23 protein-coding genes, 1 tRNA gene and 1 other annotated feature are annotated in these 23923 nt (G+C 41.8%); of the genes, 20 read left to right on the top strand and 4 right to left on the bottom strand.

Annotated elements, in window-relative coordinates:
* Both uvrA and MKX62_RS12000 read left to right on the top strand, forming a co-directional pair.
* Positions 1–2874, top strand: coding sequence for an excinuclease ABC subunit UvrA (gene uvrA, locus MKX62_RS11995; protein WP_338653543.1), 2874 nt, complete (start codon positions 1–3; stop codon positions 2872–2874).
* 184 nt (positions 2875–3058) lie between these two features.
* Positions 3059–4261 carry a DUF4097 family beta strand repeat-containing protein gene (locus MKX62_RS12000; RefSeq protein WP_338653541.1) on the top strand — a complete coding sequence of 401 codons (1203 nt, stop codon included), beginning with the start codon at positions 3059–3061 and terminating at the stop codon, positions 4259–4261.
* 400 nt (positions 4262–4661) lie between these two features.
* Here MKX62_RS12000 and MKX62_RS12005 read toward each other — a convergent pair whose 3' ends face one another.
* Positions 4662–4790 carry an N-acetylmuramoyl-L-alanine amidase family protein gene (locus MKX62_RS12005; protein ID WP_340742576.1) on the bottom strand — a complete coding sequence of 43 codons (129 nt, stop codon included), beginning with the start codon at positions 4788–4790 and terminating at the stop codon, positions 4662–4664.
* Between the two features lie 206 nt (positions 4791–4996).
* On the opposite strand from MKX62_RS12005, the gene hprK reads away from it, so the two are divergent.
* The 13 genes from hprK to lysS all read left to right on the top strand — a co-directional run bounded on the left by hprK (position 4997) and on the right by lysS (position 18472).
* The gene (gene hprK, locus MKX62_RS12010) at positions 4997–5923 is read left to right on the top strand and encodes an HPr(Ser) kinase/phosphatase (RefSeq protein WP_338653539.1); all 927 of its coding nucleotides are present in this window, start codon (positions 4997–4999) and stop codon (positions 5921–5923) included.
* A gap of 30 nt (positions 5924–5953) precedes the next feature.
* Positions 5954–6763, top strand: coding sequence for a prolipoprotein diacylglyceryl transferase (gene lgt, locus MKX62_RS12015; protein ID WP_067205964.1), 810 nt, complete (start codon positions 5954–5956; stop codon positions 6761–6763).
* 15 nt (positions 6764–6778) lie between these two features.
* Positions 6779–7723, top strand: coding sequence for a nucleoside recognition domain-containing protein (locus tag MKX62_RS12020; protein ID WP_067205966.1), 945 nt, complete (start codon positions 6779–6781; stop codon positions 7721–7723).
* Positions 7716–8369: a pyrophosphatase PpaX gene (ppaX, locus tag MKX62_RS12025; RefSeq protein WP_187046675.1), complete on the top strand. Its 654-nt coding sequence runs from the start codon at positions 7716–7718 to the stop codon at positions 8367–8369. Before MKX62_RS12020 ends, ppaX begins: the two co-directional genes overlap by 8 nt.
* On the top strand, positions 8366–8890 hold the full coding sequence (locus MKX62_RS12030) for an acyltransferase (protein WP_067205970.1): 525 nt from the start codon (positions 8366–8368) through the stop codon (positions 8888–8890). The genes ppaX and MKX62_RS12030 overlap by 4 nt, the downstream gene beginning before the upstream one ends.
* A gap of 85 nt (positions 8891–8975) precedes the next feature.
* Positions 8976–10496 (top strand): tetratricopeptide repeat protein, encoded by a 1521-nt coding sequence (locus tag MKX62_RS12035; protein WP_067205973.1) that lies wholly within the window; start codon positions 8976–8978, stop codon positions 10494–10496.
* Positions 10497–11275: 779 nt separating this feature from the next.
* Entirely contained in the window at positions 11276–12226 is a 951-nt protein-coding gene (trxB, locus tag MKX62_RS12040) for a thioredoxin-disulfide reductase (protein ID WP_067205976.1), read from the top strand.
* Positions 12227–12422: 196 nt separating this feature from the next.
* Positions 12423–12905, top strand: coding sequence for an NUDIX hydrolase (locus MKX62_RS12045; protein WP_067205979.1), 483 nt, complete (start codon positions 12423–12425; stop codon positions 12903–12905).
* The gene (gene rapZ, locus MKX62_RS12050) at positions 12902–13792 is read left to right on the top strand and encodes an RNase adapter RapZ (protein ID WP_067205982.1); all 891 of its coding nucleotides are present in this window, start codon (positions 12902–12904) and stop codon (positions 13790–13792) included. Before MKX62_RS12045 ends, rapZ begins: the two co-directional genes overlap by 4 nt.
* A gap of 4 nt (positions 13793–13796) precedes the next feature.
* Positions 13797–14780 carry a gluconeogenesis factor YvcK family protein gene (locus tag MKX62_RS12055; protein ID WP_340741508.1) on the top strand — a complete coding sequence of 328 codons (984 nt, stop codon included), beginning with the start codon at positions 13797–13799 and terminating at the stop codon, positions 14778–14780.
* A gap of 25 nt (positions 14781–14805) precedes the next feature.
* Entirely contained in the window at positions 14806–15753 is a 948-nt protein-coding gene (gene whiA / locus MKX62_RS12060; RefSeq protein WP_149582292.1) for a DNA-binding protein WhiA, read from the top strand.
* A 36-nt stretch (positions 15754–15789) separates the two neighbouring features.
* A complete protein-coding gene (locus MKX62_RS12065) occupies positions 15790–16047 on the top strand; it encodes an HPr family phosphocarrier protein (protein ID WP_067205987.1) in 258 nt (85 codons plus the stop codon).
* A 597-nt stretch (positions 16048–16644) separates the two neighbouring features.
* Positions 16645–16913 (top strand) — a binding site (T-box leader).
* 98 nt (positions 16914–17011) lie between these two features.
* Entirely contained in the window at positions 17012–18472 is a 1461-nt protein-coding gene (gene lysS, locus MKX62_RS12070; protein ID WP_340741509.1) for a lysine--tRNA ligase, read from the top strand.
* A 197-nt stretch (positions 18473–18669) separates the two neighbouring features.
* Here the strand turns inward: lysS and MKX62_RS12075 are convergent, their stop codons facing one another.
* The 3 genes from MKX62_RS12075 to MKX62_RS12085 all read right to left on the bottom strand — a co-directional run bounded on the left by MKX62_RS12075 (position 18670) and on the right by MKX62_RS12085 (position 19863).
* Positions 18670–19251 (bottom strand): hypothetical protein, encoded by a 582-nt coding sequence (locus MKX62_RS12075; protein ID WP_340741510.1) that lies wholly within the window; start codon positions 19249–19251, stop codon positions 18670–18672.
* 193 nt (positions 19252–19444) lie between these two features.
* A complete protein-coding gene (locus MKX62_RS12080; RefSeq protein WP_340741511.1) occupies positions 19445–19651 on the bottom strand; it encodes a hypothetical protein in 207 nt (68 codons plus the stop codon).
* Positions 19652–19791: 140 nt separating this feature from the next.
* Positions 19792–19863: transfer RNA gene (locus MKX62_RS12085), tRNA-Arg, on the bottom strand.
* 190 nt (positions 19864–20053) lie between these two features.
* On the opposite strand from MKX62_RS12085, the gene clpP reads away from it, so the two are divergent.
* From clpP to MKX62_RS12110, 5 genes are all read left to right on the top strand, one after another.
* On the top strand, positions 20054–20674 hold the full coding sequence (gene clpP / locus MKX62_RS12090) for an ATP-dependent Clp endopeptidase proteolytic subunit ClpP (RefSeq protein WP_067206000.1): 621 nt from the start codon (positions 20054–20056) through the stop codon (positions 20672–20674).
* A gap of 179 nt (positions 20675–20853) precedes the next feature.
* Positions 20854–21432, top strand: coding sequence for a LemA family protein (locus MKX62_RS12095; RefSeq protein ID WP_340741512.1), 579 nt, complete (start codon positions 20854–20856; stop codon positions 21430–21432).
* Positions 21429–22229, top strand: coding sequence for a TPM domain-containing protein (locus MKX62_RS12100; protein ID WP_067206005.1), 801 nt, complete (start codon positions 21429–21431; stop codon positions 22227–22229). The genes MKX62_RS12095 and MKX62_RS12100 overlap by 4 nt, the downstream gene beginning before the upstream one ends.
* A 96-nt stretch (positions 22230–22325) precedes the next feature.
* A complete protein-coding gene (locus MKX62_RS12105; protein WP_340741513.1) occupies positions 22326–22553 on the top strand; it encodes a glutaredoxin family protein in 228 nt (75 codons plus the stop codon).
* 136 nt (positions 22554–22689) lie between these two features.
* Positions 22690–23724: a sugar-binding transcriptional regulator gene (locus MKX62_RS12110; protein WP_082786484.1), complete on the top strand. Its 1035-nt coding sequence runs from the start codon at positions 22690–22692 to the stop codon at positions 23722–23724.
* Positions 23725–23923: the final 199 nt, after the last annotated feature.

Here is a 23923-nt window from a genome sequence, read left to right on the forward strand (position 1 = left end):
ATGAAGAATAAAGAAATCATCATACAAGGCGCACGAGCGAATAATTTGAAAAATATTAACATAAATATCCCTCGTGACAAATTGGTCGTCATGACAGGTCTTTCGGGGTCAGGGAAGTCCTCCCTCGCTTTCGATACAATTTACGCGGAAGGGCAGCGAAGGTACGTTGAATCATTATCTTCTTATGCGCGACAGTTTTTAGGTCAGATGGACAAGCCGGATGTGGATGTCATTGAAGGGCTATCACCGGCAATTTCAATTGATCAAAAGACGACGAGCCGCAATCCCCGCTCGACCGTAGGAACTGCAACGGAAATATACGACTATCTACGTCTTCTTTATGCACGTGTTGGCAAACCAATCTGCCCGATTCACGGAACGGAAATTTCGTCCCAAACGATTGAGCAAATGGTTGACCGCCTTATGAAATTACCAGAACGTGCGCGTATTCAAGTTCTGGCACCGATTGTTTCAGGTCGTAAAGGAACACATGTGAAATTAATCGAAGATATTAAGAAGCAAGGGTATGTACGAATTCGAGTCAACGGTGAAATTATAGATCTTGACGACAATATTGAATTGAACAAAAACAAGAAGCATACGATTGAGGTTGTCATCGACCGGATTGTTATGAAGGAAGACATTGCGCCACGTCTGAGCGACTCTCTTGAATCGGCTCTACGTCTCGCGGATGGTACTGTTTTAGTTGACGTCATGGACGGGGAAGAAATCCTGTTCAGTGAACACCATGCTTGTCCATTATGCGGTTTTTCAATTGGCGAACTTGAACCAAGAATGTTTTCATTCAACAGTCCGTTTGGCGCTTGTCAGGAATGTGATGGACTGGGGACAAAGCAAGAAGTAGACCCGGAATTAATCGTGCCAGATCCAACGCTGTCGTTAAAAGATCATGCAATTGCGCCATGGGAACCGACAAGCTCCCAATACTATCCGGAACTTTTGAAAACTGTCGCGAATCATTTTGGCATATCAATGGATGTACCGGTAAATGAATTGCCAGACGATGAACTTGATAAAATATTAAATGGCTCAAAAGATGAAAAAATTCGATTCCGTTACACAAATGAATTTGGTGGGACGCGAGATAGCAATATTTACTTTGAAGGTGTTTTGGCAAATGTAGAACGCCGCTTTAAAGAAACTTCTTCAGATTATATCCGTGAACAGATGGAGAAGTATATGTCACAGCGGCCATGTCCAACTTGTGCTGGCTACCGGTTGAAGGAAGAGTCACTTGCGGTAAAAGTGAATGGCGTCCATATCGGAAAAGTGACGGAATTGTCCATTACTGAAGCAGACCAGTTTTTCAAAAACCTTGTGCTATCTGAAAAAGATACACAAATTGCGAAGCTTATATTGCGTGAAATTGAAGAACGTCTCGGATTCCTAATTAATGTTGGACTTGATTATTTGTCGTTATCGAGGGCGGCAGGAACGCTATCCGGCGGAGAAGCTCAGCGAATTCGATTGGCAACGCAAATTGGTTCAAGGCTGACAGGCGTTCTTTATATTTTAGATGAACCATCTATTGGACTTCATCAGCGAGATAATGATCGGCTTATCGGTACATTGAAAAGTATGCGCGACATCGGCAATACACTGATTGTTGTTGAGCATGATGAAGATACGATGATGGCTGCCGATTATTTAATTGATATCGGACCCGGCGCTGGTGTTTCTGGGGGGGAAATCGTTTCTGCAGGAACGCCTGAAAAAGTTATGAATGACCCTAACTCACTGACGGGTCAATATTTGAGTGGTAAGAAATTTATCCCGCTTCCATTGGAAAGACGTAAACTGGATGGACGAAAAATCGTCATTAAAGGTGCATCTGAAAATAACTTAAAAAATGTAAATGTAGATATTCCGCTTGGACAATTCATCGCCGTAACGGGTGTTTCAGGATCAGGGAAAAGTACGCTAATCAATCAAGTTCTTTATAAAGTACTCGCACAGAAATTGAATCGTTCCAAGCAGAAACCGGGACAATATAAATCTGCTATAGGTCTTGAAGAGCTTGAAAAGGTCATTGAAATCGACCAGTCTCCAATTGGACGGACGCCTAGATCCAATCCTGCTACTTATACAGGCATGTTTGATGATGTACGGGATATGTTTGCATCTACGAACGAAGCTAAAGTCCGCGGTTATAAAAAAGGTCGTTTCAGCTTTAACGTTAAGGGTGGTCGTTGTGAAGCCTGCCGTGGCGATGGAATCATTAAAATCGAAATGCACTTCTTACCGGACGTCTATGTACCTTGTGAAGTTTGTCATGGGAAACGATATAATAGAGAGACACTGGAAGTTACCTATAAAGGGAAAAACATTGCGGACGTACTTGCTATGACAGTCGATGATGCACTCGTGTTTTTTGAAAATATACCGAAAATTAGCCGTAAGCTTCAGACGATTGTTGATGTGGGACTAGGTTATATTAATCTAGGCCAGCCGGCAACAACATTATCAGGCGGGGAAGCACAACGGGTGAAACTTGCTTCTGAGCTGCACAAACGCTCCAATGGAAAGTCGTTTTATATTCTTGACGAACCGACGACGGGTCTTCATGTCCACGATATTGCCAAACTACTTATCGTATTGCAGCGCCTTGTCGATACAGGAAATACGGTACTCGTTATCGAACATAACCTGGATGTCATTAAAACCGTCGATTACATTATCGACATAGGGCCTGAGGGTGGTGATAAAGGCGGGAAAATTATTGCGACAGGTACTCCGGAAAAAGTAGCGGAATCGACAGTATCCTATACAGGTTATTATTTAAAACCGGTACTTGAGCGAGAACGAAAACGAATGGATATGATGATTGAAGATGCAGAAAAGGTTTCGAAATGAAACCTTTTCCACATCCATTCGTATATATAGTATGTTGAACAAATGAATACCTATATAAACTGTGCGAAGGCGCCTTATAAGGGGAGCAGTTGCGAATTTAATGGGATTCTTTATTTCAACCTTTACTAGTTAGTCATAAAATAACGGAGAAATCCGGAACACCACAATACTAGGAGGCGTAATGATGCAAAATGAACGGAAACGGATTTTAGCAATGCTGGAAAACGGTACGATCACGACCGAGGAAGCATTGACACTTCTAGAAACATTAGGGAAAACTGGTCAAGTGGAAAAAAGCCCAGAAGCTAAACAGACCACTGTAAAGGCACAAGAATTGGAAAAACAATATAGTGAACCAAAACAGCAAGAAAAAGTAGATCCATTCGAAAAGGCTGAGCCTATTATCGAAGACAAGGATCAAGATCAGCCTTCTATGGATGAATTCCTTGAAGATTTGACTAAAGATTTTACCAACGTCGGCGATAGATTCATGCAATTCATGCAGAGCGCTGTTCAAAAAGTGAAATCATTCGAATTTGATTCTCCATTTGGTAATACGGTTACGTTTGACCATACAATAACTAAGCCGGCAACCGAAATCGACGAAGTTATCATTGATATCGACAACGGAAAAGTGACAATCCATACTGGTGAAACAGAAGAAATACGGGCAGATTTCACGGTGAAAACCTACAATAGTGAGTCAGAAGAAAAAGCGAAAAAAGATTTTCTTGAAAAGTTATTGTTTGTTAATGACGAAGGGAAAATAAGAATTTCAAGCGATTTGAAAATGGTTCAAGTAAATGTTGAATTATTCATTCCGAAAAAGGATTACGCGAGAATTTCCGCACGTTTGCTGAACGGCTCATTTAAAATGAAAGATGCCACTGCTGAAAAGGTAAAAGTGAAGACTGCAAACGGGAAAATCGAGATTGCTGGCTTGACGTTCAAAAATGGTGAATTTGAAACTGTGAATGGCTCAATCGGTCTAAACGATGTGACTGCTACTACAATTGAAGCAGAAACACTCAACGGCCGTGTGTACATCGATGGCGCTGTGAAAGATGTGGAGGCACAATCTTTAAACGGACATGTCGTGGTTACAACGACAGATCTTGCAGCTGAGAAAATCGAAGCAAAAACAATGAGCGGTACAGTTGAAATTTACATTCCAACAGGAGTCGCTCTGTCAGGTGAAATTGCGTCCAATATGGGCCGATTGGACTTAAAACTTGAAGATGTCGATCGGACTGTCGAGCAGGAACAATTGCTACATCGGACAATTCGTTTTAAAAAGGACGTAGAAGGAAATCCATCTCCGTTACACATTTTTGGTGAAGCGAAAACGGGTTCTGTTCTCGTTTGTTATAACGCGAAAAAAGTATAAAGAAATAAAAAGGACTGTTGCTACACCGAAATCGGTGTAGCAACAGTCCTTTTTAATTGAAATGAAATTGCCGATTATATATTCGGTACTACCTATTTGGAGTTAACTAGGTGGTATACCTCAATAGTATAATGAACAAATCTAGCGAAGGAGCGACAAGCGTGAGGCCATCATCAAGCGATAAAGCGGTATTGGAAGAACATTCTATTTGATAAGTGCTGATTATAAAGCCATTAAATCGGGAAAAGAACTCTGTCGGTTTTGATAGTTACCACGACAATTGCTTACTCCCTATCAAAAAATATTTATTCTCTTGATAAATCTAAGTTGATAGTGTGTGAGCAATTGCCCTTGCACACTGAAGTCTATATGCTTTCTTCATTAATAACACGGCTTCTTCTCAATTTGTCATGAATCCGCACTCAATAAGTATCGCAGGCGTCGGGGTTTCACGTAGGACAGCGTAGTTCGCTTTCTTCACGCCGCGGTCTGTTCGATTATAAGCTGTTAAAAGCTGAATTCCTGCAATAGTCCATCTGTTTAGTGTGTTCCCGCTGTCTTGGGACCGTGCCCTGCATCAATCATTATTGTCGTCAAAATCTTCCCCTCCTTATCCTCTATATATGGAAAAAGAGTATAGAGGTAGACAGTTTCGGCACTAAATCATTTCATTTGAAAAAGAGCATGGTAAAATAGGCTATAGACGTTTGGAATATATAGAAAAGGGGCGAGTTAATGTCTTATGTAACAGTAAAGGACGCACAAGAAAAACTTTTTCTTGAACTATGCGCAGGCGAAGCCGGCATCGAGCGTGAGATACATACGAGTGATATTTCAAGACCAGGCCTTGAAATGGCTGGTTATTTCAATTACTACCTAGCGGATCGTGTTCAACTATTGGGTAAGACAGAGCTATCATTTTTCGCGAACTTAACCGAAGTAGAACGGATAGATCGGATGAAAAGACTCTGTTCAGAAACTACGCCGGCCATCATTGTGGCGCATGAAATGGAAGTGCCGGTTGAATTGATTGAGGCTGCTGAAAATCAAGGCATTCCTGTCTTGAAAACGGATGTTCCAACGACGCGATTTTCGGGCATGCTGACGAATTATCTAAGTGGCAGACTTGCACCAATGACAGCCATTCATGGAGTGCTTGTAGATGTTTATGGAATAGGGATACTGATCACGGGTAAGAGTGGTGTAGGTAAAAGTGAAACAGCGCTTGAACTTGTGAAAAGGGGCCATCGACTTGTGGCTGATGACCTTGTGGAAATTAGACAGGTAGCAAAAAATGTGTTGATTGGAAATGCACCAAAACTACTTGAACATATGCTTGAAATCCGTGGAGTCGGGATTGTAGATATGATGACATTGTTCGGAGCCAGCGCCGTGAAGAGCGATAAACGAATTTTAATTATCGTCGATCTTGAATTTTGGGATCAGGATAAAATTTATGATCGGCTTGGTATTGATGAAGAAAAGATGAAAATTATGGATTCAGAATTGACGAAGCTGACTGTGCCGGTAAGACCTGGGCGTAACTTGTCCGTTATTATTGAAGTTGCGGCAATGGATTATCGAATGAAAAAACTTGGAGTCAATGCAGCAGAGGAGTTTACGAAAAAACTTGCTGATGAAATTAAAGTGAATCGAAAGTAAATGATTGATAGAGAAAGGATAGGTTAATACATGTTTAATGTACTGGCAATAAACCCGATTGCATTTTCGCTAGGTTCGCTTGAAGTCAGGTGGTATGGGATTTTAATTGCGCTGGGGATTGTCCTCGCATTCATTGTTGTTCAAAAGGAAATGGTTAAGCGCGGGATGCATCCGGACTTTTTGACGGATCTGCTCATTTGGGCCGTTCCAATCGCGATTGTTAGTGCGCGAATCTACTATGTTATTTTCTCGTGGGATTATTATAAAGACAATCCGGGACAAATTATTCAAATTTGGCAAGGCGGCATCGCTATCCATGGTGCATTAATTGGTGCCTTCATTACGACATACTTCTTCACGAAAAAGAGAGGTATTTCATTCTGGAAAGTGGTCGATATCGCAGCAGCTGGACTGCTGATTGGTCAAATTATCGGTCGTTGGGGCAATTTCATGAATCAGGAAGCGCACGGAGGTCCTGTTTCAGAAAAGTTCCTTGAAACAACGATTATTCCTGATTGGATTATGAACCAAATGACGATTGAAGGCGTGACGTATCATCCGACATTCCTTTATGAATCTATGTGGAATATTGTGGGACTTATCATCATTATCTTGTTGCGCAAGGTGAATTTGAAGCGCGGCGAAATGTTTTTATTTTACCTTGTCTGGTATTCTGCTGGACGCTTCTTCATTGAGGGGATGCGAACAGACAGCTTATATGTCATCGGTGAACTTCGGGCGGCGCAGCTAGTATCGGTTATCACAATCATTGTTGCTATCGCGGTATTCATAGTAAGAAGATACGTTCAGAAAGTAAATGTGAAGTATCAAGATAAATAAGAAGGAGTTTGGGGAATGGGGACGCTTCAAAATGGATTAAAGGCAGGACTTCGGACAACGTGGACGCTGGGGAAAATCATCTTTCCAATCACAGTACTCGTCGTCATTTTACAGCATACACCCGTGTTACCGTGGCTTATTAAACTTGTTGCACCGTTTATGGGGATATTCGGTCTTAGTGGAGAAGCTGCAATCCCGTTAGTGCTTGGTAATGCACTCAATTTATATGCGGGAATTGCAGGGATTTTATCGTTGGAAATGACTGTGAAGGAAGTATTCATCATCGCCATCATGTTGTCATTTTCACATAATCTATTCATTGAAACAGGCGTTGCACTGAAAGTCGGTGTGAAGTTATGGATTGTGCTCGTGGTACGTTTTGGGCTTGCAGCGATGTCAGGTATTATCATTAACTTGATGTGGCAAGGCGGAGGAGAGACAGCACGTTACGGAATGACTCCGAAAGTTACGGATATACCAGATGGTTGGTTAGAAATTGGACTGTTAGGTGTTCAGAAAGCGTCATTTGGAGTTCTTCAGCTTGCCATAATTGTTATTCCACTTATGATTATTGTTCAGTTCTTGAAAGATCGTAATTATTTGCAGAAATTTTCGGAGAAACTGGCACCCTTCACGAAAGTAATTGGCGTACAATCCAATGCGTCGATGACACTTGTTGCCGGTTTGGTTATCGGTCTCGCTTATGGTGCTGGCGTTATGATACAGGCCGTACAAGAGGATGGTGTGAGCAAGAAAGACGCAACACTGGCATTCATCTTTCTAGTCGCCTGTCATGCAGTTATAGAAGATACACTGATTTTTATCCCACTAGGCATTCCGATTCTGCCATTACTGATTATCCGGGTCGTAACAGCTTTCGTGTTGACGATCATTGTCGCATATGTCTGGAAACGGGCTGAACAACAGAAAAAAAAGGAGGTTCCGGTTGCAGATGGCTAAACCAATTACTACACTACTATTTGATTTTGACGGAACATTACTGGATACGAATGAATTGATCATCCAGACATTCCAATATGTCCTTGGTAATCATTACCCGGGGAAATATGAACGAATCGATATACTACCGTTTTTAGGGCCAACATTGTATGAATCATTCGATTCGGTTGAACCTGAAAAGACGGAGCAACTGATTGAAGAATATAGAGCATGGAATAAATCAATGCATGACGAACTTTCAATTGAGTTTGACGGTGTTTCTGAAACGATGAGGTTGTTGAAGGCAGCGGGCATGAAAATGGCGATTGTCTCGACCAAGAGAAAAGATATGATTATGAGAGGGTTAGAACTCCTTGATGTGGAAGGGGTTTTTGACGAAGTCATTGCAATGGATGATGTAACGAAAACGAAGCCTGATCCAGAACCGATTTTACTAGCACTCGAACGATTGGGAGCCAACGCGGATGAAGCCCTTATGATCGGGGATAACTACCATGACATAGTTGGTGGGCAAAATGCAGGGGTCCGTACAGCGGGTGTCGCATGGTCGGCAAAAGGGGAAGCCTTTTTACAAACATTCAACCCAGATTACATGTTGCAGCATATTTCGGAACTACTCCAATTGGTTAAAGGCGAAAAAGATTGAGACGTACTGAAAGGTATCCCGCACGAGAGGGAGCAAATTCACTTTGGCATATTTACAAGACGGTTCCTTTTTTCAAAGTTGCAAAAAACTTTGCTGTTATCCAATTATCGAGGTACACACCTTTCATCCCGATGAAGAACTTTTTGTTCCGCACATTTTTGAAAATGGAAGTTGGGAATAAGACATCTTTCGCCCTTATGGTGATGCCTGATGTCATGTTCCCTGAGAGGATAAAAGTCGGTGACAATTCAATCATTGGCTTCAATACGACAATCCTTGCACATGAATACTTAATAGATGAGTATCGTATAGGAGATGTCATTATTGGAAAGAACGTATTAATTGGAGCAAATACGACAATTCTTCCCGGAGTGGAAATTGGAGATGGGGCAATTATTTCTGCTGCTTCTCTCGTAAACCGTGATATCCCACCAGGTGTGTTTGCTGGTGGCAATCCGGTTAAGATCATCTTTACACTGGAGCAGATGATTGAGCGACAACAAAAAAATGAAAACGGATAGTGCCGATGTATCTTATGGTATAATGGGGGACAATACGAGAAGGAACGTGCTTTGCGTTCCTTCTTATTTTTTCGGGGGAATATGATTGGATAAACTACGTAACAAGCATGATAAAAAAATTATTTCGTTCATTCCAGACGGTGAATTTTATTATAATAAAGCGATTCAGGCGATGCAACGCGATCGTTTTGAAGATGCACAGCGGTATTTGAAAAGAGCATCAGAGCTTAGTCCTGAAGATTGGAAAATCCTCATGGAATATGGCGTGCTCGTCATGGAAGAGGGACGTTTTGAGGAAGCTCATGAACTGCTAATGACTGCAAACTCATTCGCACCTTCGGAAGAGGAAATTATATTCTATTTGGCAGAAGTGCATGCCCATCTTGGTATGCTGCGGGATGCAAAAATGTATGCGGAAAAATATATATTAATTGATCCTGATGGTCCATTTGCTGATGATTCAATGGAAATTATTGATTTCGCAGAACAGGAAGAGTCATTTAATGATGATGAAATGCCGGACGGTGAAGTATTCTTTTTACAGGAAAAGGCACGCCGACTTATGGAGTCAGGTGAATTCAAGGCGGCCGTGGAATTACTTGAGTCGATTATTGTCGATTATCCGGAGTTTTGGGCGGCTTATAACAATTTAGCTCTGGCTTATTTTTATATCGGGGAAAACGAGCGAGCTAGTAAGTTACTTCATGATGTTTTAAATCGTAATAAAGGAAATATCCATGCACTTTGTAATCTGGCGGTCTTTTATTATTACGAAAAGAAGGAAGAGGAATTGGAGTCCCTACTTGCTTTGCTTGTGAAAATTAAACCGTATCAATTTGAAAATCGCTATAAACTCGGCGCGACGTTTGCGCTTATTGGAAGACATAAAGAAGCTTATAATTGGCTCAGAAGTCTACAAAAGAGAGGGTTTGAAGGGGACACAGGCTACTACTTCTGGCTGTCCCATTCCGCTTATTTCTCTGGACATGAAAAAGTTGCGCGAGAAGCATATGCAAAGCTGATTGAACTGGATCCATCGAAGGCGGGTTACGAGCCGTGGAATGGTGTCCAAGAGATTATCACGTCAGATTCACTTGAGCAGGATAGGGAATTTTTACTAAGTAAAATTGCCAACACCTACAGAAGTGAAAGGATGTTTGGTTTTTATCTTCTTGGAAAGTCAGGTCACAAGCAGGAAATTATCTCACATCCATCTTATATTGAAATGGAAAAACTGAGTGACTACGAGCGGCTTTTTCTGGCAAGTGGTCTCGATTATGAATTCATGCCGGAAACCAACTTTGATAAGTCATTTATGCGAGCGCTTGAAACGACCGACTTACTTTACAACAAATATTGTCCGCTCGATAAACAAGCATCTCATCTGTTTCAAATGTGGTTCACACTTTGCGAAACTGCATTAAGTCGATCTTATTTGTTTAGAAACCCGGCGGCACTTGCAGCCGCAGCAGATTATATGTTCCAGTCATCCCGTTATCCGGATGTAACAAAAACAGCGATCGCAAAGGAATTCGGAATATCAGTCCCGACGCTGACGAAGTATGTCGGAGAATTGATTGAGTATTTACCACAATTTGATGCCTAATGTCTTTCACTTTTCTTAATATATATGTTGACATAAAGAATCCTCTCAACAACGCTCGGCTACCCCTATGAGGCGCCTTCGCTGGAGATTATATAGAATCATTAGTTCGACATATATTGGTAAGAGAGTATACGTTTTTTTGACTTAGAATAGTGTCTAGCTCCAGCGCCTAGACCCTCGAGTCGCTTCAGTCCTTAAGTTAAAGGCAAAGAGCGCCTTTATCTTAAGGCCCTCCAGCGCTTTTCGGGTCTACCAAGGCGCTTGCGCTTTTCTTGGTGTCTAGCTCCAGGCGCCAACTCCTCGGGACATAAGTCAGTCAGGCTATTCCGCAAAGAACGCCGCTTAGCCCGCCCGTCTTATGCCTGTCGGGGGCCTACAGGATGTAGGTCATGCAGCTGTTGCCACAGGAAGTGGCGTACTTAGGCTGCGTTCCTTTTTAAGGCGCCTTTCGCTTTTCTCGGTGTCTAGCTCCAGGCGCCAACCCCTCGGGTCATAAGCCATTTTGCTGTGGGGGCTGAAGTACGCCTCCTCGCAAAACTTCTTATGCCTGTCGGGGCTGGACGGCGCCTTACGCTTTTCTTAGTGTCTAGACTCCAGGCGCCAGCCGCTTGGTCATAAGCAATCCAGCTATGTGGCAAAGTGCGCCACGTCGCTGGATCGACTTATGCCTGTCGCGTCTAGACGGCGCCTTCCGCTTTTCGTTGTAAGCAGAAAAGTTGAATGGAACTTAGGTATCCTATACGATTTGGTGTGTAAATGTTGTAGAGGAGGAAATTCACATGACAACTGAAAAAATTTATGATGTCATTATTATTGGTGCCGGCCCTGCGGGGATGACGGCTGCTGTCTATACATCTCGTGGGAACCTTTCAACGTTAATGCTTGAACGGGGAATTCCAGGCGGTCAAATGGCTAATACGGAAGAAATTGAAAACTACCCAGGATTCGAACATATACTAGGTCCGGACCTTTCTACAAAAATGTTTGATCACGCGCGTAAGTTTGGTGCTGAATATGCTTATGGCGATGTTACAGATGTTATTGATGGAGAAAGTTACAAGACGATAGTCGTCGGGGATAAAGAGTATAAAGCCCGTGCGATTATTATTACGACAGGTGCTGAATACAAAAAAATGGGTATTCCCGGAGAAGCTGAACTTACAGGCCGTGGCGTAAGCTATTGTGCGGTTTGTGATGGAGCATTCTTCCGTAAGAAAGAGCTCGTTGTTGTAGGCGGTGGCGATTCTGCCGTAGAAGAGGGAACTTATTTGACACGGTTTGCAGATAAGGTGACAATTGTTCATCGCCGCGGTGAATTACGTGCACAAAAAATTCTTCAAGACCGTGCATTTGCAAACGACAAGATTGAATTCATCTGGAATTCATCTGTGAAAGAAGTAAATGCTAGAGAAGGAAAAGTTGGTTCCGTGACACTTGTTTCAACTGTCGATGGTTCTGAAAGGGTATTTGAAGCGGATGGCATGTTCGTTTATATCGGAATGGACCCGTTAACTGCTCCATTTGCTAAACTTGGTATTCTTGACGAAAATGGTTACGTTGCAACAAACGAAATCATGGAAACATCTGTACCTGGTATTTATGCTGCAGGGGATGTTCGTGAAAAATTATTGCGTCAAGTTGTAACGGCTACTGGAGACGGTAGTATTGCTGCGCAGGCTGTCCAGAAATACGTTGAGGAATTGATGGAGAAATTAGGCGCAAAAGCTTAATGTAACCTTAATGTAGCTGTAACAGAAATGCAATGTCTAAAGGGTATAGTAAAAGTATCAATTGACCCCCCTTTTGATAAAGTAAATTTTGAAAGGCAATTTATCGGTTTATCCGATGGGTTGCCTTTTTTTTGTCGTTTTACAACGGTTCGATGTATAATGATACTATGCGTTTATAAAAAGTGGGGTTAGACAAATGCAGAGAATCGTAAATTTACTTGTAGTAAAAGATAATCATGTATTACTGTTAAAAAAACCTCGTCGCGGGTGGTATGTAGCTCCTGGTGGAAAGATGGATCCGGGTGAATCGGTTTACGAAACAGCCGTCAGAGAATTCACGGAAGAAACCGGTGCTGTACCGATTAGTCCATTGTTAAAAGGCGTCTACACAATGATGATTACAGATGAAACTGGGGAGACTGTGAAAAACGAATGGATGCTCCACACATTCATTGCTTTTGACTTAGTAGGTAAACCGTTTGAAACGACAATTGAAGGAGTATTGGAATGGCATCCTGTTGAAAGCTTAGAGACACTTCCGATGGCAGAAGGGGATCGAACCAATTTACTGTTTGCAGTATCTCAGAGTGGGATACAGTATGGAACGTTCTTTTATACCGAAGAATTTAAACTCTTGAAAGAGGAAATCCAAAATTCTGTGGAAGGTGATGGACAATGACTGAAATAGGGAAGCCAAGCAGCGATATTGAAATAGTTATTATTACGGGGATGTCGGGTGCAGGTAAGACGGTTGCAGTGCAGAGCTTTGAAGATCTTGGATTTTATTGCATCGATAATTTGCCTCCAGAGCTATTAGTTATGTTTCTGAATTTGATGATGAAATCGGAAAATCAAATGAAACGGATAGCCGCTGTAATGGATACGCGTGGAGGTGACCTATTTGATTCGCTCATTGGTGCTCTGGATGACCTTTTGGAAATGCAGGGTGTATCATCACGAATATTATTCCTTGATGCAGACGATGAGACGCTTGTTCGACGCTATAAGGAATCGAGAAGGTCACATCCATTATCGGCAGGCGGATTGCCTTTAGCAGGTATAAAGAAAGAGCGCCTGCTGTTGTCTGAGATGAAAGGCCGTGCACGCTCGATATTCAACACTACAAGTTTAAAACCAAGGGCATTGAGAGAAAAAATAATGGCTGAGTTCTCCTCTAAGGATGATCTTGGTTTTACACTAAACTTCCTTTCTTTCGGTTTTAAACATGGCATGCCAATTGATGCAGATGTTGTGTTTGACGTGCGTTTCCTACCAAATCCTTTCTATATTGAGGATTTGAAACCGAAGACGGGACTCGAGAAAGAAGTTTATGACTATGTACTGAAATGGAAAGATACTCAAATCCTTATTGAAAAACTAACGGACTTATTTAAGTTCTTAATTCCACAATATAAAAATGAAGGAAAATCACAAGTTGTGATTGCATTCGGCTGTACAGGAGGTCAACACCGTTCTGTAACACTCGCTGAATTTTTCGGAAGCCGGTTCAAAGACGAGTACCGGACACTCATCACCCATAGGGATATTGAAAAAAGAAAGGATTGACGCTATGCCGAAATCCGGGAACTTGAAGAAAGTCGTTGTGTTAGGCGGCGGAACTGGTTTATCCACTTTGCTACGCGGATTGAAAAATTACCCTGTCGATTTGACTGCGGTCGTTACAGTAGCTGATGATGGCGGCAGTTCGGGCAGACTTCTTGACGAATATGACATACCACCTCCGGGTGATATTCGCAAAGTGATGGCAGCGCTTTCAGATGTGGAGCCATTAATCGAAGAAATGTTTGAATACCGCTTTGCTACTTCAGAGGATTTGAAAGGTCATTCACTTGGCAATCTTATGCTGGCTGCTATGACGGATATCACAGGTGATTTCGCACGTGCAGTCGAACAAATGAGCAGGGTGCTAAACATAAAAGGGAAAGTATTACCAGCCGCTAATCAGCGGATCACATTGCACGCAGAACTCGAAGACGGTACAATCGTGACGGGTGAATCGAAAATACCGGTTTACGAACGTAAAATTCGCAAAGTGTATTTATCACCACAAGAAGTTGAACCGTTACCTGAAACAATAGAGGCAATAAATTCTGCTGACCTGATCATTATTGGCCCAGGCAGCCTATATACAAGCATCTTGCCCGCACTTCTTGTCCAATCAATTCGTAAAGCGGTCTTGTCATGTAAGGCAAAAAAGGTGTATATTAACAACTTGACGACACAAGCAGGAGAAACACACCGCTATACCGCTTCGGAGCATGTACAGGCATTGTATGATCATGCGGGTGAACCTTTTATCGACACGGTTTTATTGAACGGCACAGAATTTTCTACGTTGCAGGGCGGTGTAGAATGGACGGGACCTCCCTGGCCTGTCGAAAACGATTTGGAAACGCTTCAACAACTTGTACCAAATATCGTAGTAAAAGACATTTGCTTATTATTAAATGGAACAATCATACATGATTCCGAGAAAGTGGCTAAATGGCTTATAGATTATATGGAAAATGGGATCGAAACGGAACAGACGTGATCGTCGCCGAGAAAGGGGAAGAATCATGTCTTTTGCTTCAGAAACAAAAAAGGAAATGACACAGATAGAAGCGGATGACTGTTGTATAAAGGCAGAAGTTGCGGCGTTCATTAGGATGAATGGTGCACTTTCCTTTTCTAATAAACAGTTAAGTTTGGACGTACAAACTGAAAATGCAGCGATTGCCAGACGCCTGTATACGAATTTAAAACGGTTGTATCCTTATAAAGTAGAGTTGCTTGTTCGAAAAAAGATGCGCTTGAAAAAAAACAACGTTTACATTTGCCGGATTAGAGGTGGAGCAAAAGCTCTTTTGGAAGAACTACTAATCCTGACGGGAACATTTCAATTTAAAAATGAGATTTCAAAGGAATTGGTTAAAAAGAGATGCTGTCAACGCGCTTATCTGCGGGGGGCTTTTCTGGCAGGGGGTTCCGTGAATAACCCGGAAACATCTTCTTATCACCTTGAAATCTTTTCGATATATAAAGAACATAGTGAAGACTTAGTCGATTTGATGAACAAATACCATTTGAATGCGAAGTCGATTGAACGGAAAAAAGGGTATATTGCTTATTTGAAAGAAGCTGAAAAAATATCGGATTTCCTTAGTATTGTCGGCGCGCACGTGAGCTTAATGAAGTTTGAAGATGTACGAATTATACGCGATATGCGAAATAGTGTGAACAGGCTTGTGAATTGTGAAACCGCGAATATGAATAAAACAATTGGTGCAGCACAGCGCCAAGTTGAAAATATAAAGTTTATTGAAAGTACGATTGGACTTGCTGAATTACCAGATAGATTACAAGAAATCGCAAGGCTTCGGGTCGACAATCAGGATATTACGTTGAAGGAACTTGGAGAACTGGTTTCGGGTGGAATGGTAAGTAAATCAGGTGTGAACCATCGCTTAAGAAAAATCGAAGAAATTGCGGAAAATCTTCGCAATGGGGGAATCGGTAGTCGGTAAATCCGCTGTCGAACCAAGAGAGGAGCTGGCGCTGTCATGGCAGAACGAATAGTTGAAGTGAAGTTGAAATCAGGATTGCAAGCAAGGCAAGCAGCACTTTTTGTCCAAGAGGCAAATAGGTTTTTGTCCGATGTATTTTTGAAAAAAGAAGAACGCCAAGTAAATGCTAAAAGTATAATGGGGATCATGAGCCTAGCCATCGCGCGCGGCACGACTGTTACGTTGATTGCAGAAGGAATTGACGAGGAACAGGCGCTAGAATCACTCGCAGTACTTGTTGAAAATGGCAATTAAATAAAACAATCACCGTTAGCGCTGTCAAACGACAAGTGGTAACGGTTTTTTTATGGAGACTGGATTGTATTAGTCATGAGGATAGGGCTTGAAGTCATGGTAGCTTGGTGAATTGTGAGGGGATCTTGTCAAACTGTAAGGGGAAAGCCGGGAACTGTCATGGCATCGCGGTAAACTGTGAGGGCAAGATCGAACTGTCATGGCATTCCGGTAAACTGTAAGGGCAAAGTCGGCAACTGTCATGGCATCGCGGTAAACTGTGAGGGCAAGGTCGAACTGTCATGGCAACGCATCAAACTGTAAGGGCAAAGTCGACAACTGTCATGGCAACGCGGTAAACTGCAAGGGCAAGGTCGAACTGTCATGGCATCCCGACAAACTGTGAGGGGAAAGTCGGCAACTGTCATGGCATCACGGTAAACTGTGAGGGGAAGGGCGAACTGTCATGGCAACGTGTTAAACTGTAAGGGCAAAGTCGGGAACTGTCATGGCATCCTGACAAACTGCGAGGGCAAGGTCGAACTGTCACTGCAACCCGTCAAATAGAAATTGACTATTCCATTTAATTATGCTAAATTATTTTCAATCAATATATAATGTACGGCTATGAAGAGAAGAGTAATTTTGATTAATTATTTTCAGAGAGCTCCGGTAGGTGGGAAGGAGTAATAATGATCTTAATGAAAAAAAGTCTTGGAGCTTCGCACGGATCTAAGAGCATTCTTAGTGATACTGCGACGGGATCTCCCGTTAAAGAGATAGGGTATAATCAATTATTAGAAAATTGACGTACTCGAAGAGGTTGATATGGCGACATATCAATAAACTGAGGTGGTACCGCGGAGCTATAAACTCCCGTCCTCAAGACAAATGTCTTGGGGGTGGGAGTTTTTTTGTTGTTTGGAAATATAAATCCATAATTTAAAAAGCATTATAAACAAACTAAAAGAATGGAGTGAAAAGAATGAGCAATGAACAAATAGCTTTAAGAATAGAGAAATTAGAGACTTTAAAATCGCAAGGGATTTCAGTATATCCTGAAAGGTTTTCTACAAATAATGAAATTTATGAAGCTGCTCAACTCGAAGACGGAACTTCTGGGGTCCGAGTTGCTGGAAGAATAATGAGCATTAGAAACTTCAGTAAATTAAGTTTCATTACTATTTCAAACATACAAGGAAGCGTACAACTTCTGTTGAAAAAGGATGAGATTGGTGAGGAACCTTATAATCAGTTTCACAATTTATTGGATATGGGAGATTTTATCGGTGTGGAAGGATGTATGTATACGACTAAAACGAATGAGAAAACACTTCGTATCGAAAGTTATGTGTTTCTTGGGAAGGCGTTACGGACTCTTCCAGAAAAATGGCACGGTTTAAGCAATGTTGAACTTCGATATAGACAGCGTTATTTAGATTTAATGGTGACAAAAGACACACAAAGTCGCTTACTAGCTAGAACCAAAATGGTACGTGCCATTCGCAGGTTCTTTGAGGACCAGGAATTTTTAGAAGTAGAAACACCAGTTTTACAGCATACTTCCTCGGGGGCGTTAGCTAAGCCTTTTAGGACCTATCATAACTCTTTAGATACAGAACTAAATTTACGTATTGCACCGGAAACCTATTTAAAAAGGTTAATTGTAGGTGGATTTACCAAAGTTTTTGAATTTGCAAAGTGTTTTAGGAACGAGGGGATTAGTCCTCAACATCTTCAAGAATTTACAATGGTTGAAGGGTATGCGGCATATTGGAATTATGAGGATACAATGAAATTAATGCGTAATATGGTTCTGTTTGTCCTGGATCAAATCTTTAATACGACTACCATTACCATCCGGGGTCAAACAATAAATTTTTCACTTGAATGGGATATTGTCTCTTTCAGGGATTTAATCTTAAAAGACACAGGGATTGATATAGATCTTTATCCTGATGTTGAGGATTTATATCAAGCAACATTGAGGGTTAATATGGACTTGGAACATACTGATATTGAATCTTTAGGGAGAGGTAATTTTATTGATCTTCTTTACAAAAAAATGTGTCGGCCACAACTAGTTAAACCGACATTTCTAATCCGACATCCTATTGACTTGTCCCCACTAGCTAGGGCCAATGATCAAAACCCTGCTCTTACAGACCGGTTCCAATTAGTGGTGAATGGTGCGGAAATTATTAATGCCTATTCAGAGTTGGTTGACCCACTTGAACAAAGAAGAAGACTGGAGGCTCAAGCTCTTCTTAAAAGTAATGGAGATTTGGAGGCTATGGAGATGGATGAAGATTATCTAACAGCTATGGAATATGGAATGCCACCCATTTCTGGTTGGGGATTTGGAATTGAACGATTATTAATGGTACTAACGGATAGTGATACGATTAAAGACTGTGTTTTATTTCCATTAAATAAAAAACTATAGTCGATTCTCGATAATGTTGAACAATTTGCCGACGATCGTTGTGACAGAGTACCAAAAAAAAGGACCGTAAAAGGTCCTTTTTTTATTAATGAATCATCAATAATAATAATAAACTTCCATATAAACAGGCTTCTAAAAGATCGATATAAACCGTCCTGTGGTTGTTTCTGGGCTTCTATTATAGATTAGTTATCTCTTCACTTCAGTAACGCTGATACCCGTCTACTCCACTGTAATCCCTTTGCGTATGCAGTCTCGTATGCATAGCCTGAAATTTCTTCGCCTTGCTGACTATCGAGAAGAGTTATTTTGCTGTATGGATAATCTGATGAATTAAATGAAAGTATCATTTCAACCCTATGAACAACTTTCCTGCTATTTTTCTTTCCAGTTACTCCACCAATAATCGCTCCCACTCTACCTGCTAAAACGTCACCAACAATTGCTCTACCTGTTGCGCTTGTTAATGAAGATTGATATGCAACTGAATCATCAATGACTAATTCAACGTTCAGTATGTTTGTATACCACATTCCAATAGCGCCACCGTTGCTTCCTATTACATAAAAGCTACCATAAGTCCTATCGTGCAGAAGTATCTGACCATCTTCAAATTGCTCCCAGTAATAGTCCACTATCTTATGTTCCACCAATACATTTTCTAGCGTCTTCTTGGCCTTGCCCCTACCAATAGAGCCATCGATTTCTTTTATAATCGTTACGATAACTGCTGCTATTGCTGTTAACCCTAATCCCCATAAGAAAAGTGTGATGATCATAATGTTTTTTCCTCCTAGAATATATATTGCTTAGTCGCCATTTTGAAAAGTCTGATTCATATAAGTTCGATTCCATGTGAATTTTTCTGTGGATGAATACGATTATTATCTCGGCTAGTCGTTCTTCATGCGGTGAAAATTGGACATCTTTCGCATTGCCAGCACGCTCTCGATATTTCTTTACATCATGCATTTATAACGCAAACAACGAAAGGTTGAACGTTTTTGTTTCCTTTGCATAAGATGAAATTGTCCATTCCGACAAACCTTTCGCCATGTTGAATCGGTGGAATTCGTCAATGGCTGATTGGGTCGATAGAATTGTTTGCGGCTTGGCTTGATTGGTAACCCTTAGAATGTCGTTTAATAGCGCTGAATCAATTTGGTTTCGTTTTTTCATATTCTCATCACCCCGTCAATTCTTTCTGCGGATGACTGTAACCGGTGCGTTTTGAATTCGTGGTAGTATGACGTGGTGATTGGGAATAGAAAATACCCGCCATTGAATGAACAATGACGGGTAAAATTGTTGTAATCATATGCCCTCGGCGAGAATCGAACTCACATCTTAAGCTTCGGAGGCTCACGTGCTATCCGTTGCACCACGAGGGCGTTACAAATCGGCTAACTTTTGCAGCAGACTAGATTTATTATACTGGTGTAGCTCAATGAATGCAATGCTTATTTTGAAAGCGTTATATTTGACCTTCGTTGACCATACTATGTATGATAAAGTTACAGTTGAAACGAAGTTATGTTTCAATAGGTAGACAACACTATCCAGCTTGAAGGAGGAAATAGAATGAATCTAATACCTACAGTAATTGAACAGACTAGCCGCGGTGAGCGTGCTTACGACATCTATTCACGTCTATTGAAAGACCGTATTATCATGCTTGGAAGTGGAATCGATGACAACGTTGCGAACTCTATCGTTGCTCAACTCCTATTTTTAGAAGCAGAAGATCCGGATAAAGATATTTCCATCTACATTAATAGTCCCGGGGGAAGCGTCACTGCTGGTATGGCGATTTTTGACACAATGCAATTCATCAAACCTGACATCCAAACAATTTGTATGGGGATGGCTGCATCTATGGGATCGTTCCTACTAGCGGCGGGTACTAAAGGGAAACGTTATGCGCTTCCTAACGCAGAAGTAATGATTCACCAACCATTAGGTGGAGCACAAGGGCAAGCAACAGAAATTGAAATTGCTGCAAAACATATCCTTTTCACTCGTGAAAAACTAAACTTGATTCTTGCTGAACGTACTGGCCAATCGGTTGAAGTAATTGCGAGAGATACGGACCGCGACAACTTTATGACAGCTGAACGTGCGAAAGAATATGGTTTAATTGACCATATTATTACACGCAGTGACATGAAAGACGGAGCTAAAACTAAACCTGAATCTAAATAAGTTCTACAAAAGTCGGCTTTCCATTATGGGAAGCCGTTTTTTTGTGGCTATAAAAAAACGTTGCCTTAGAATAAATGAAACCTTTTCAATCGTCATACTGTATATACTACTGTAGAAAAAGTTTCGACACGGTGTTCGAGAGGGTAAATGAAAGTAACTAACTCGTGAGGAGTGTTAACATGAAAAAAGTTTTAGGACCAATTGCGGTAATCGTAATCATACTTGCAGTTTTGGCTATGATACTGGTTCCAAGTTATAACAAATTCGTTAATTTAGAAGAAGATGTGGACCAGGCGTATGCACAAGTTGAAAATCAACTACAACGGAGGCTCGATCTGATACCGAACTTGGTAAGCACGGTTAAAGGTTTCGCGAGCCATGAAAAAGAGATTATCAGTGACATTGCAGATTCCCGTGCAAGACTTGCCGGAGCAAATGGGCCCGTAGAACAAGCGGATGCAAACGCTGACTTATCGGGTGCGCTTAGTCGTCTCCTTGTCGTCGTCGAGAATTATCCTGATTTAAAAGCAAATGAAAATTTCACTAAGCTGATGGATGAACTGGCCGGAACTGAAAACCGTCTGGGCGTTGCGCGTAAGGATTATAACGACGTAGTCGCCAATTACAATAGGCAAGTGAAAAGATTCCCCGGAAAAATCGTTGCATCCATTTTCGGATATGATGAAAAGGAATACTTTAAAGCCGATGCAGCTGCAAATGAAGCGCCGAATGTCGATTTTGGAGATGACAAGGAATGATTAGAAAAGCTGTCCGCATACTGGTGACGGCATGTCTGATTGTTTTTACATCGTTAAACTCAGCAGTGTTTTCGGCTGATGCTGCTGTTCCGGTCGTTCAAGATACTGCGAATGTGTTGTCCGCTGAACAGAAAGCGGAACTTGAGCAATATGGGATTCAATTAAATAATGCTACGACAGCGGAACTTGCGGTATTGATCCTCCCGAGCATAGGCGATAAGCCAGTTGAGGAATATGCAGTAGAGAAGCTTAGGGAATTTAAATTAGGCAATAAGGAAAAAAATAACGGAGCTTTGCTAGTTGTTACAACAGAGAAAAATTCCGATGGTAAACGACATTTCGAACTATCGGTCGGGTATGGATTAGAGGGTGCCCTTCCGGACGGAAAAGTCGGAAGTATAATGGATGAAGTAGCTGTTCCTTATTTGAATAAGCAACAGCCTGACATGGCGATCATGGAAGCATATAAATCATTCTACAATGAAATCGCAGCTGAATATGGCTGGGATGGCGCGGATGTGCCCGTCACAACTATAGATTCCGACTCAAGTGATGGGGGATTCGGTATTCCATTCCCCGTCATCCTTTTCATCATTATTTACATTGTCTTCCGTGTTATCAGTAATAGAGGAGGCCGAGGAGGCGGAGGCGGTTCGGGCGGACGGCGTAGCGGAGGGCCAATTTTCTTCCCTGGTTCTATTGGGGGCAGAAGTGGTGGCGGTAATTCCGGCGGCGGCTTTGGTGGTTTCGGTGGCGGTGGTTCCGGCGGTGGTGGCGGAGCAGGCCGAAGCTGGTAAAAAAATAACGGGTGACATGCACAGGCAATATCCTGTGCATGCCGCCCATTATTCTTTTATAATGAGGGTATTATAGAGGTAGTGAGGTGCATTAGAGTGCATGTGAAATTTTACACAAAACCAGGTTGTCACCTTTGTGATGAAGCTGAATTAATGATGAAACTTGTCCAAGAGGATTTCCCGCTGACGTGGACGAAAGTAGATATAGAAACTGATGATGAAAGTCATGAGAAATATATGTTTTTGATTCCTGTCATTGAAAAAGATGGCGATGTTATACTTTACGGGTCAATTGGCTACGCTGATATCATTGATTTATTCTGATAATTAATGCTGTATTGTTTGTAAAGTCGAATGAAAAGAGCTATAATGAAGTTAGAAATATTTTTTTGCTTTATGTGGGACGCTATTCAGTATGTAGGGTCGTTATATGTCCCTATGGTAAAGAGGAGGGCAGCCATTGGACGTTTTGATGGATGCACAGAGTAAACTCGTACCAGAAATGATGGAGTTAATGCAGCAAAGATATCGGATATTAAAGCTTGTAAAAATGGCTGGTCCAATTGGAAGGCGTCCACTCGGTCAGATGGCTGGTTTATCGGAGCGGGAAACGCGGACCATGATGGATACGCTAAGGGGTCAAAATCTGATTACTATTGCAAAAGACGGAGCTTCAATCACCACTGAAGGATTGACTGTCTTACTTGCTCTTGAGTCTTCAATGGAAGACTGGTCGGGACGTACGTCTATTGCAAAGAGACTAATGGAATTCCTTGGCATTCAATCAGTCAAAGTTGTTGCAGGTAACTGCGATACCGATACCGCTTCGAAAAGCTTACTTGGTATGGAGGCAGCGAAACAATTTTCTTCTAAAATTGACGAGGGCAAAGTAGTCGCCGTCACTGGAGGAAGTACAATTGCATCGATTCCACTTCATATCGAAAAATTTAGCGGTACCAATAATCTGCTATTCATCGCTGCAAGAGGCGGTGTAGGAGATGATATTGGATTGCAAGCGAATGTCATTGCGGCCTCATTCGCCTCGGCATGTGGAGGTACGTATAGTACATTTTATTATCCAGAGTCGTTAAGCGAAGAAGCCCATGAAGCGTTCCGAAAAGAACCTTCCGTCTTGAAAATGCTTGAACTTTATGACACAACAGATTGTGTTCTGCATGGAGTAGGCGACGCGCAAACAATGGCAATTATGCGTAATTCGCCTACAGAAGAGCGAGATATGATCCAAGACAATGGAGCTAAAGGCGAAGCATTCGGTTATTATTTTGACCAGGATGGTAACGTTGTCCACAGATTACGGACAATCGGTATCCAAACTGGCCATCTCGAGAAGATTCCGCTTATCATTTCAGTCGCAGGCGGCAGCAGTAAAGCTGAAGCTATCTTGGCTTATATGGCAAGTGCGCCTAAACAAACGATTTTAGTAACTGATGAAGGTGCAGCAACTGAAATGCTGAAAATACTCGTCAATAAATAAACGCATAAATGACTAAGACGGGTATTTTCAGGGAATAGGTTTAGATGGGCTTTGTGTAAATGTAGCTATAAGAAATTTTTTAATAGAGAACGGTGTCTAGGCTCCAGGCGCCAACCCCTTGGGTCATAAGCCGTTTTGCTGTGGTGGCTGAAGTACGCCTCCTCGCAAACCGTCTTATGCCTGTCGGGGCTGGACGGCG

The organism is Sporosarcina sp. FSL K6-5500, from assembly GCF_038005665.1.
In the GTDB taxonomy this organism is placed as follows: domain Bacteria; phylum Bacillota; class Bacilli; order Bacillales_A; family Planococcaceae; genus Sporosarcina; species Sporosarcina psychrophila.

Bases quoted from the DNA above. Each gene is read 5' to 3' on its own strand.
- uvrA (WP_338653543.1), top strand. From the start codon at position 1: ATGAAGAATAAAGAAATCATCATACAAGGCGCACGAGCGAATAATTTG.
- MKX62_RS12000 (WP_338653541.1), top strand. From the start codon at position 3,059: ATGCAAAATGAACGGAAACGGATTTTAGCAATGCTGGAAAACGGTACG.
- hprK (WP_338653539.1), top strand. From the start codon at position 4,997: ATGTCTTATGTAACAGTAAAGGACGCACAAGAAAAACTTTTTCTTGAA.
- lgt (WP_067205964.1), top strand. From the start codon at position 5,954: ATGTTTAATGTACTGGCAATAAACCCGATTGCATTTTCGCTAGGTTCG.
- MKX62_RS12020 (WP_067205966.1), top strand. From the start codon at position 6,779: ATGGGGACGCTTCAAAATGGATTAAAGGCAGGACTTCGGACAACGTGG.
- ppaX (WP_187046675.1), top strand. From the start codon at position 7,716: ATGGCTAAACCAATTACTACACTACTATTTGATTTTGACGGAACATTA.
- trxB (WP_067205976.1), top strand. From the start codon at position 11,276: ATGACAACTGAAAAAATTTATGATGTCATTATTATTGGTGCCGGCCCT.
- MKX62_RS12045 (WP_067205979.1), top strand. From the start codon at position 12,423: ATGCAGAGAATCGTAAATTTACTTGTAGTAAAAGATAATCATGTATTA.
- rapZ (WP_067205982.1), top strand. From the start codon at position 12,902: ATGACTGAAATAGGGAAGCCAAGCAGCGATATTGAAATAGTTATTATT.
- MKX62_RS12055 (WP_340741508.1), top strand. From the start codon at position 13,797: ATGCCGAAATCCGGGAACTTGAAGAAAGTCGTTGTGTTAGGCGGCGGA.
- whiA (WP_149582292.1), top strand. From the start codon at position 14,806: ATGTCTTTTGCTTCAGAAACAAAAAAGGAAATGACACAGATAGAAGCG.
- MKX62_RS12065 (WP_067205987.1), top strand. From the start codon at position 15,790: ATGGCAGAACGAATAGTTGAAGTGAAGTTGAAATCAGGATTGCAAGCA.
- lysS (WP_340741509.1), top strand. From the start codon at position 17,012: ATGAGCAATGAACAAATAGCTTTAAGAATAGAGAAATTAGAGACTTTA.
- MKX62_RS12075 (WP_340741510.1), bottom strand. From the start codon at position 19,251: ATGATCATCACACTTTTCTTATGGGGATTAGGGTTAACAGCAATAGCA.
- MKX62_RS12080 (WP_340741511.1), bottom strand. From the start codon at position 19,651: ATGAAAAAACGAAACCAAATTGATTCAGCGCTATTAAACGACATTCTA.
- clpP (WP_067206000.1), top strand. From the start codon at position 20,054: ATGAATCTAATACCTACAGTAATTGAACAGACTAGCCGCGGTGAGCGT.
- MKX62_RS12095 (WP_340741512.1), top strand. From the start codon at position 20,854: ATGAAAAAAGTTTTAGGACCAATTGCGGTAATCGTAATCATACTTGCA.
- MKX62_RS12100 (WP_067206005.1), top strand. From the start codon at position 21,429: ATGATTAGAAAAGCTGTCCGCATACTGGTGACGGCATGTCTGATTGTT.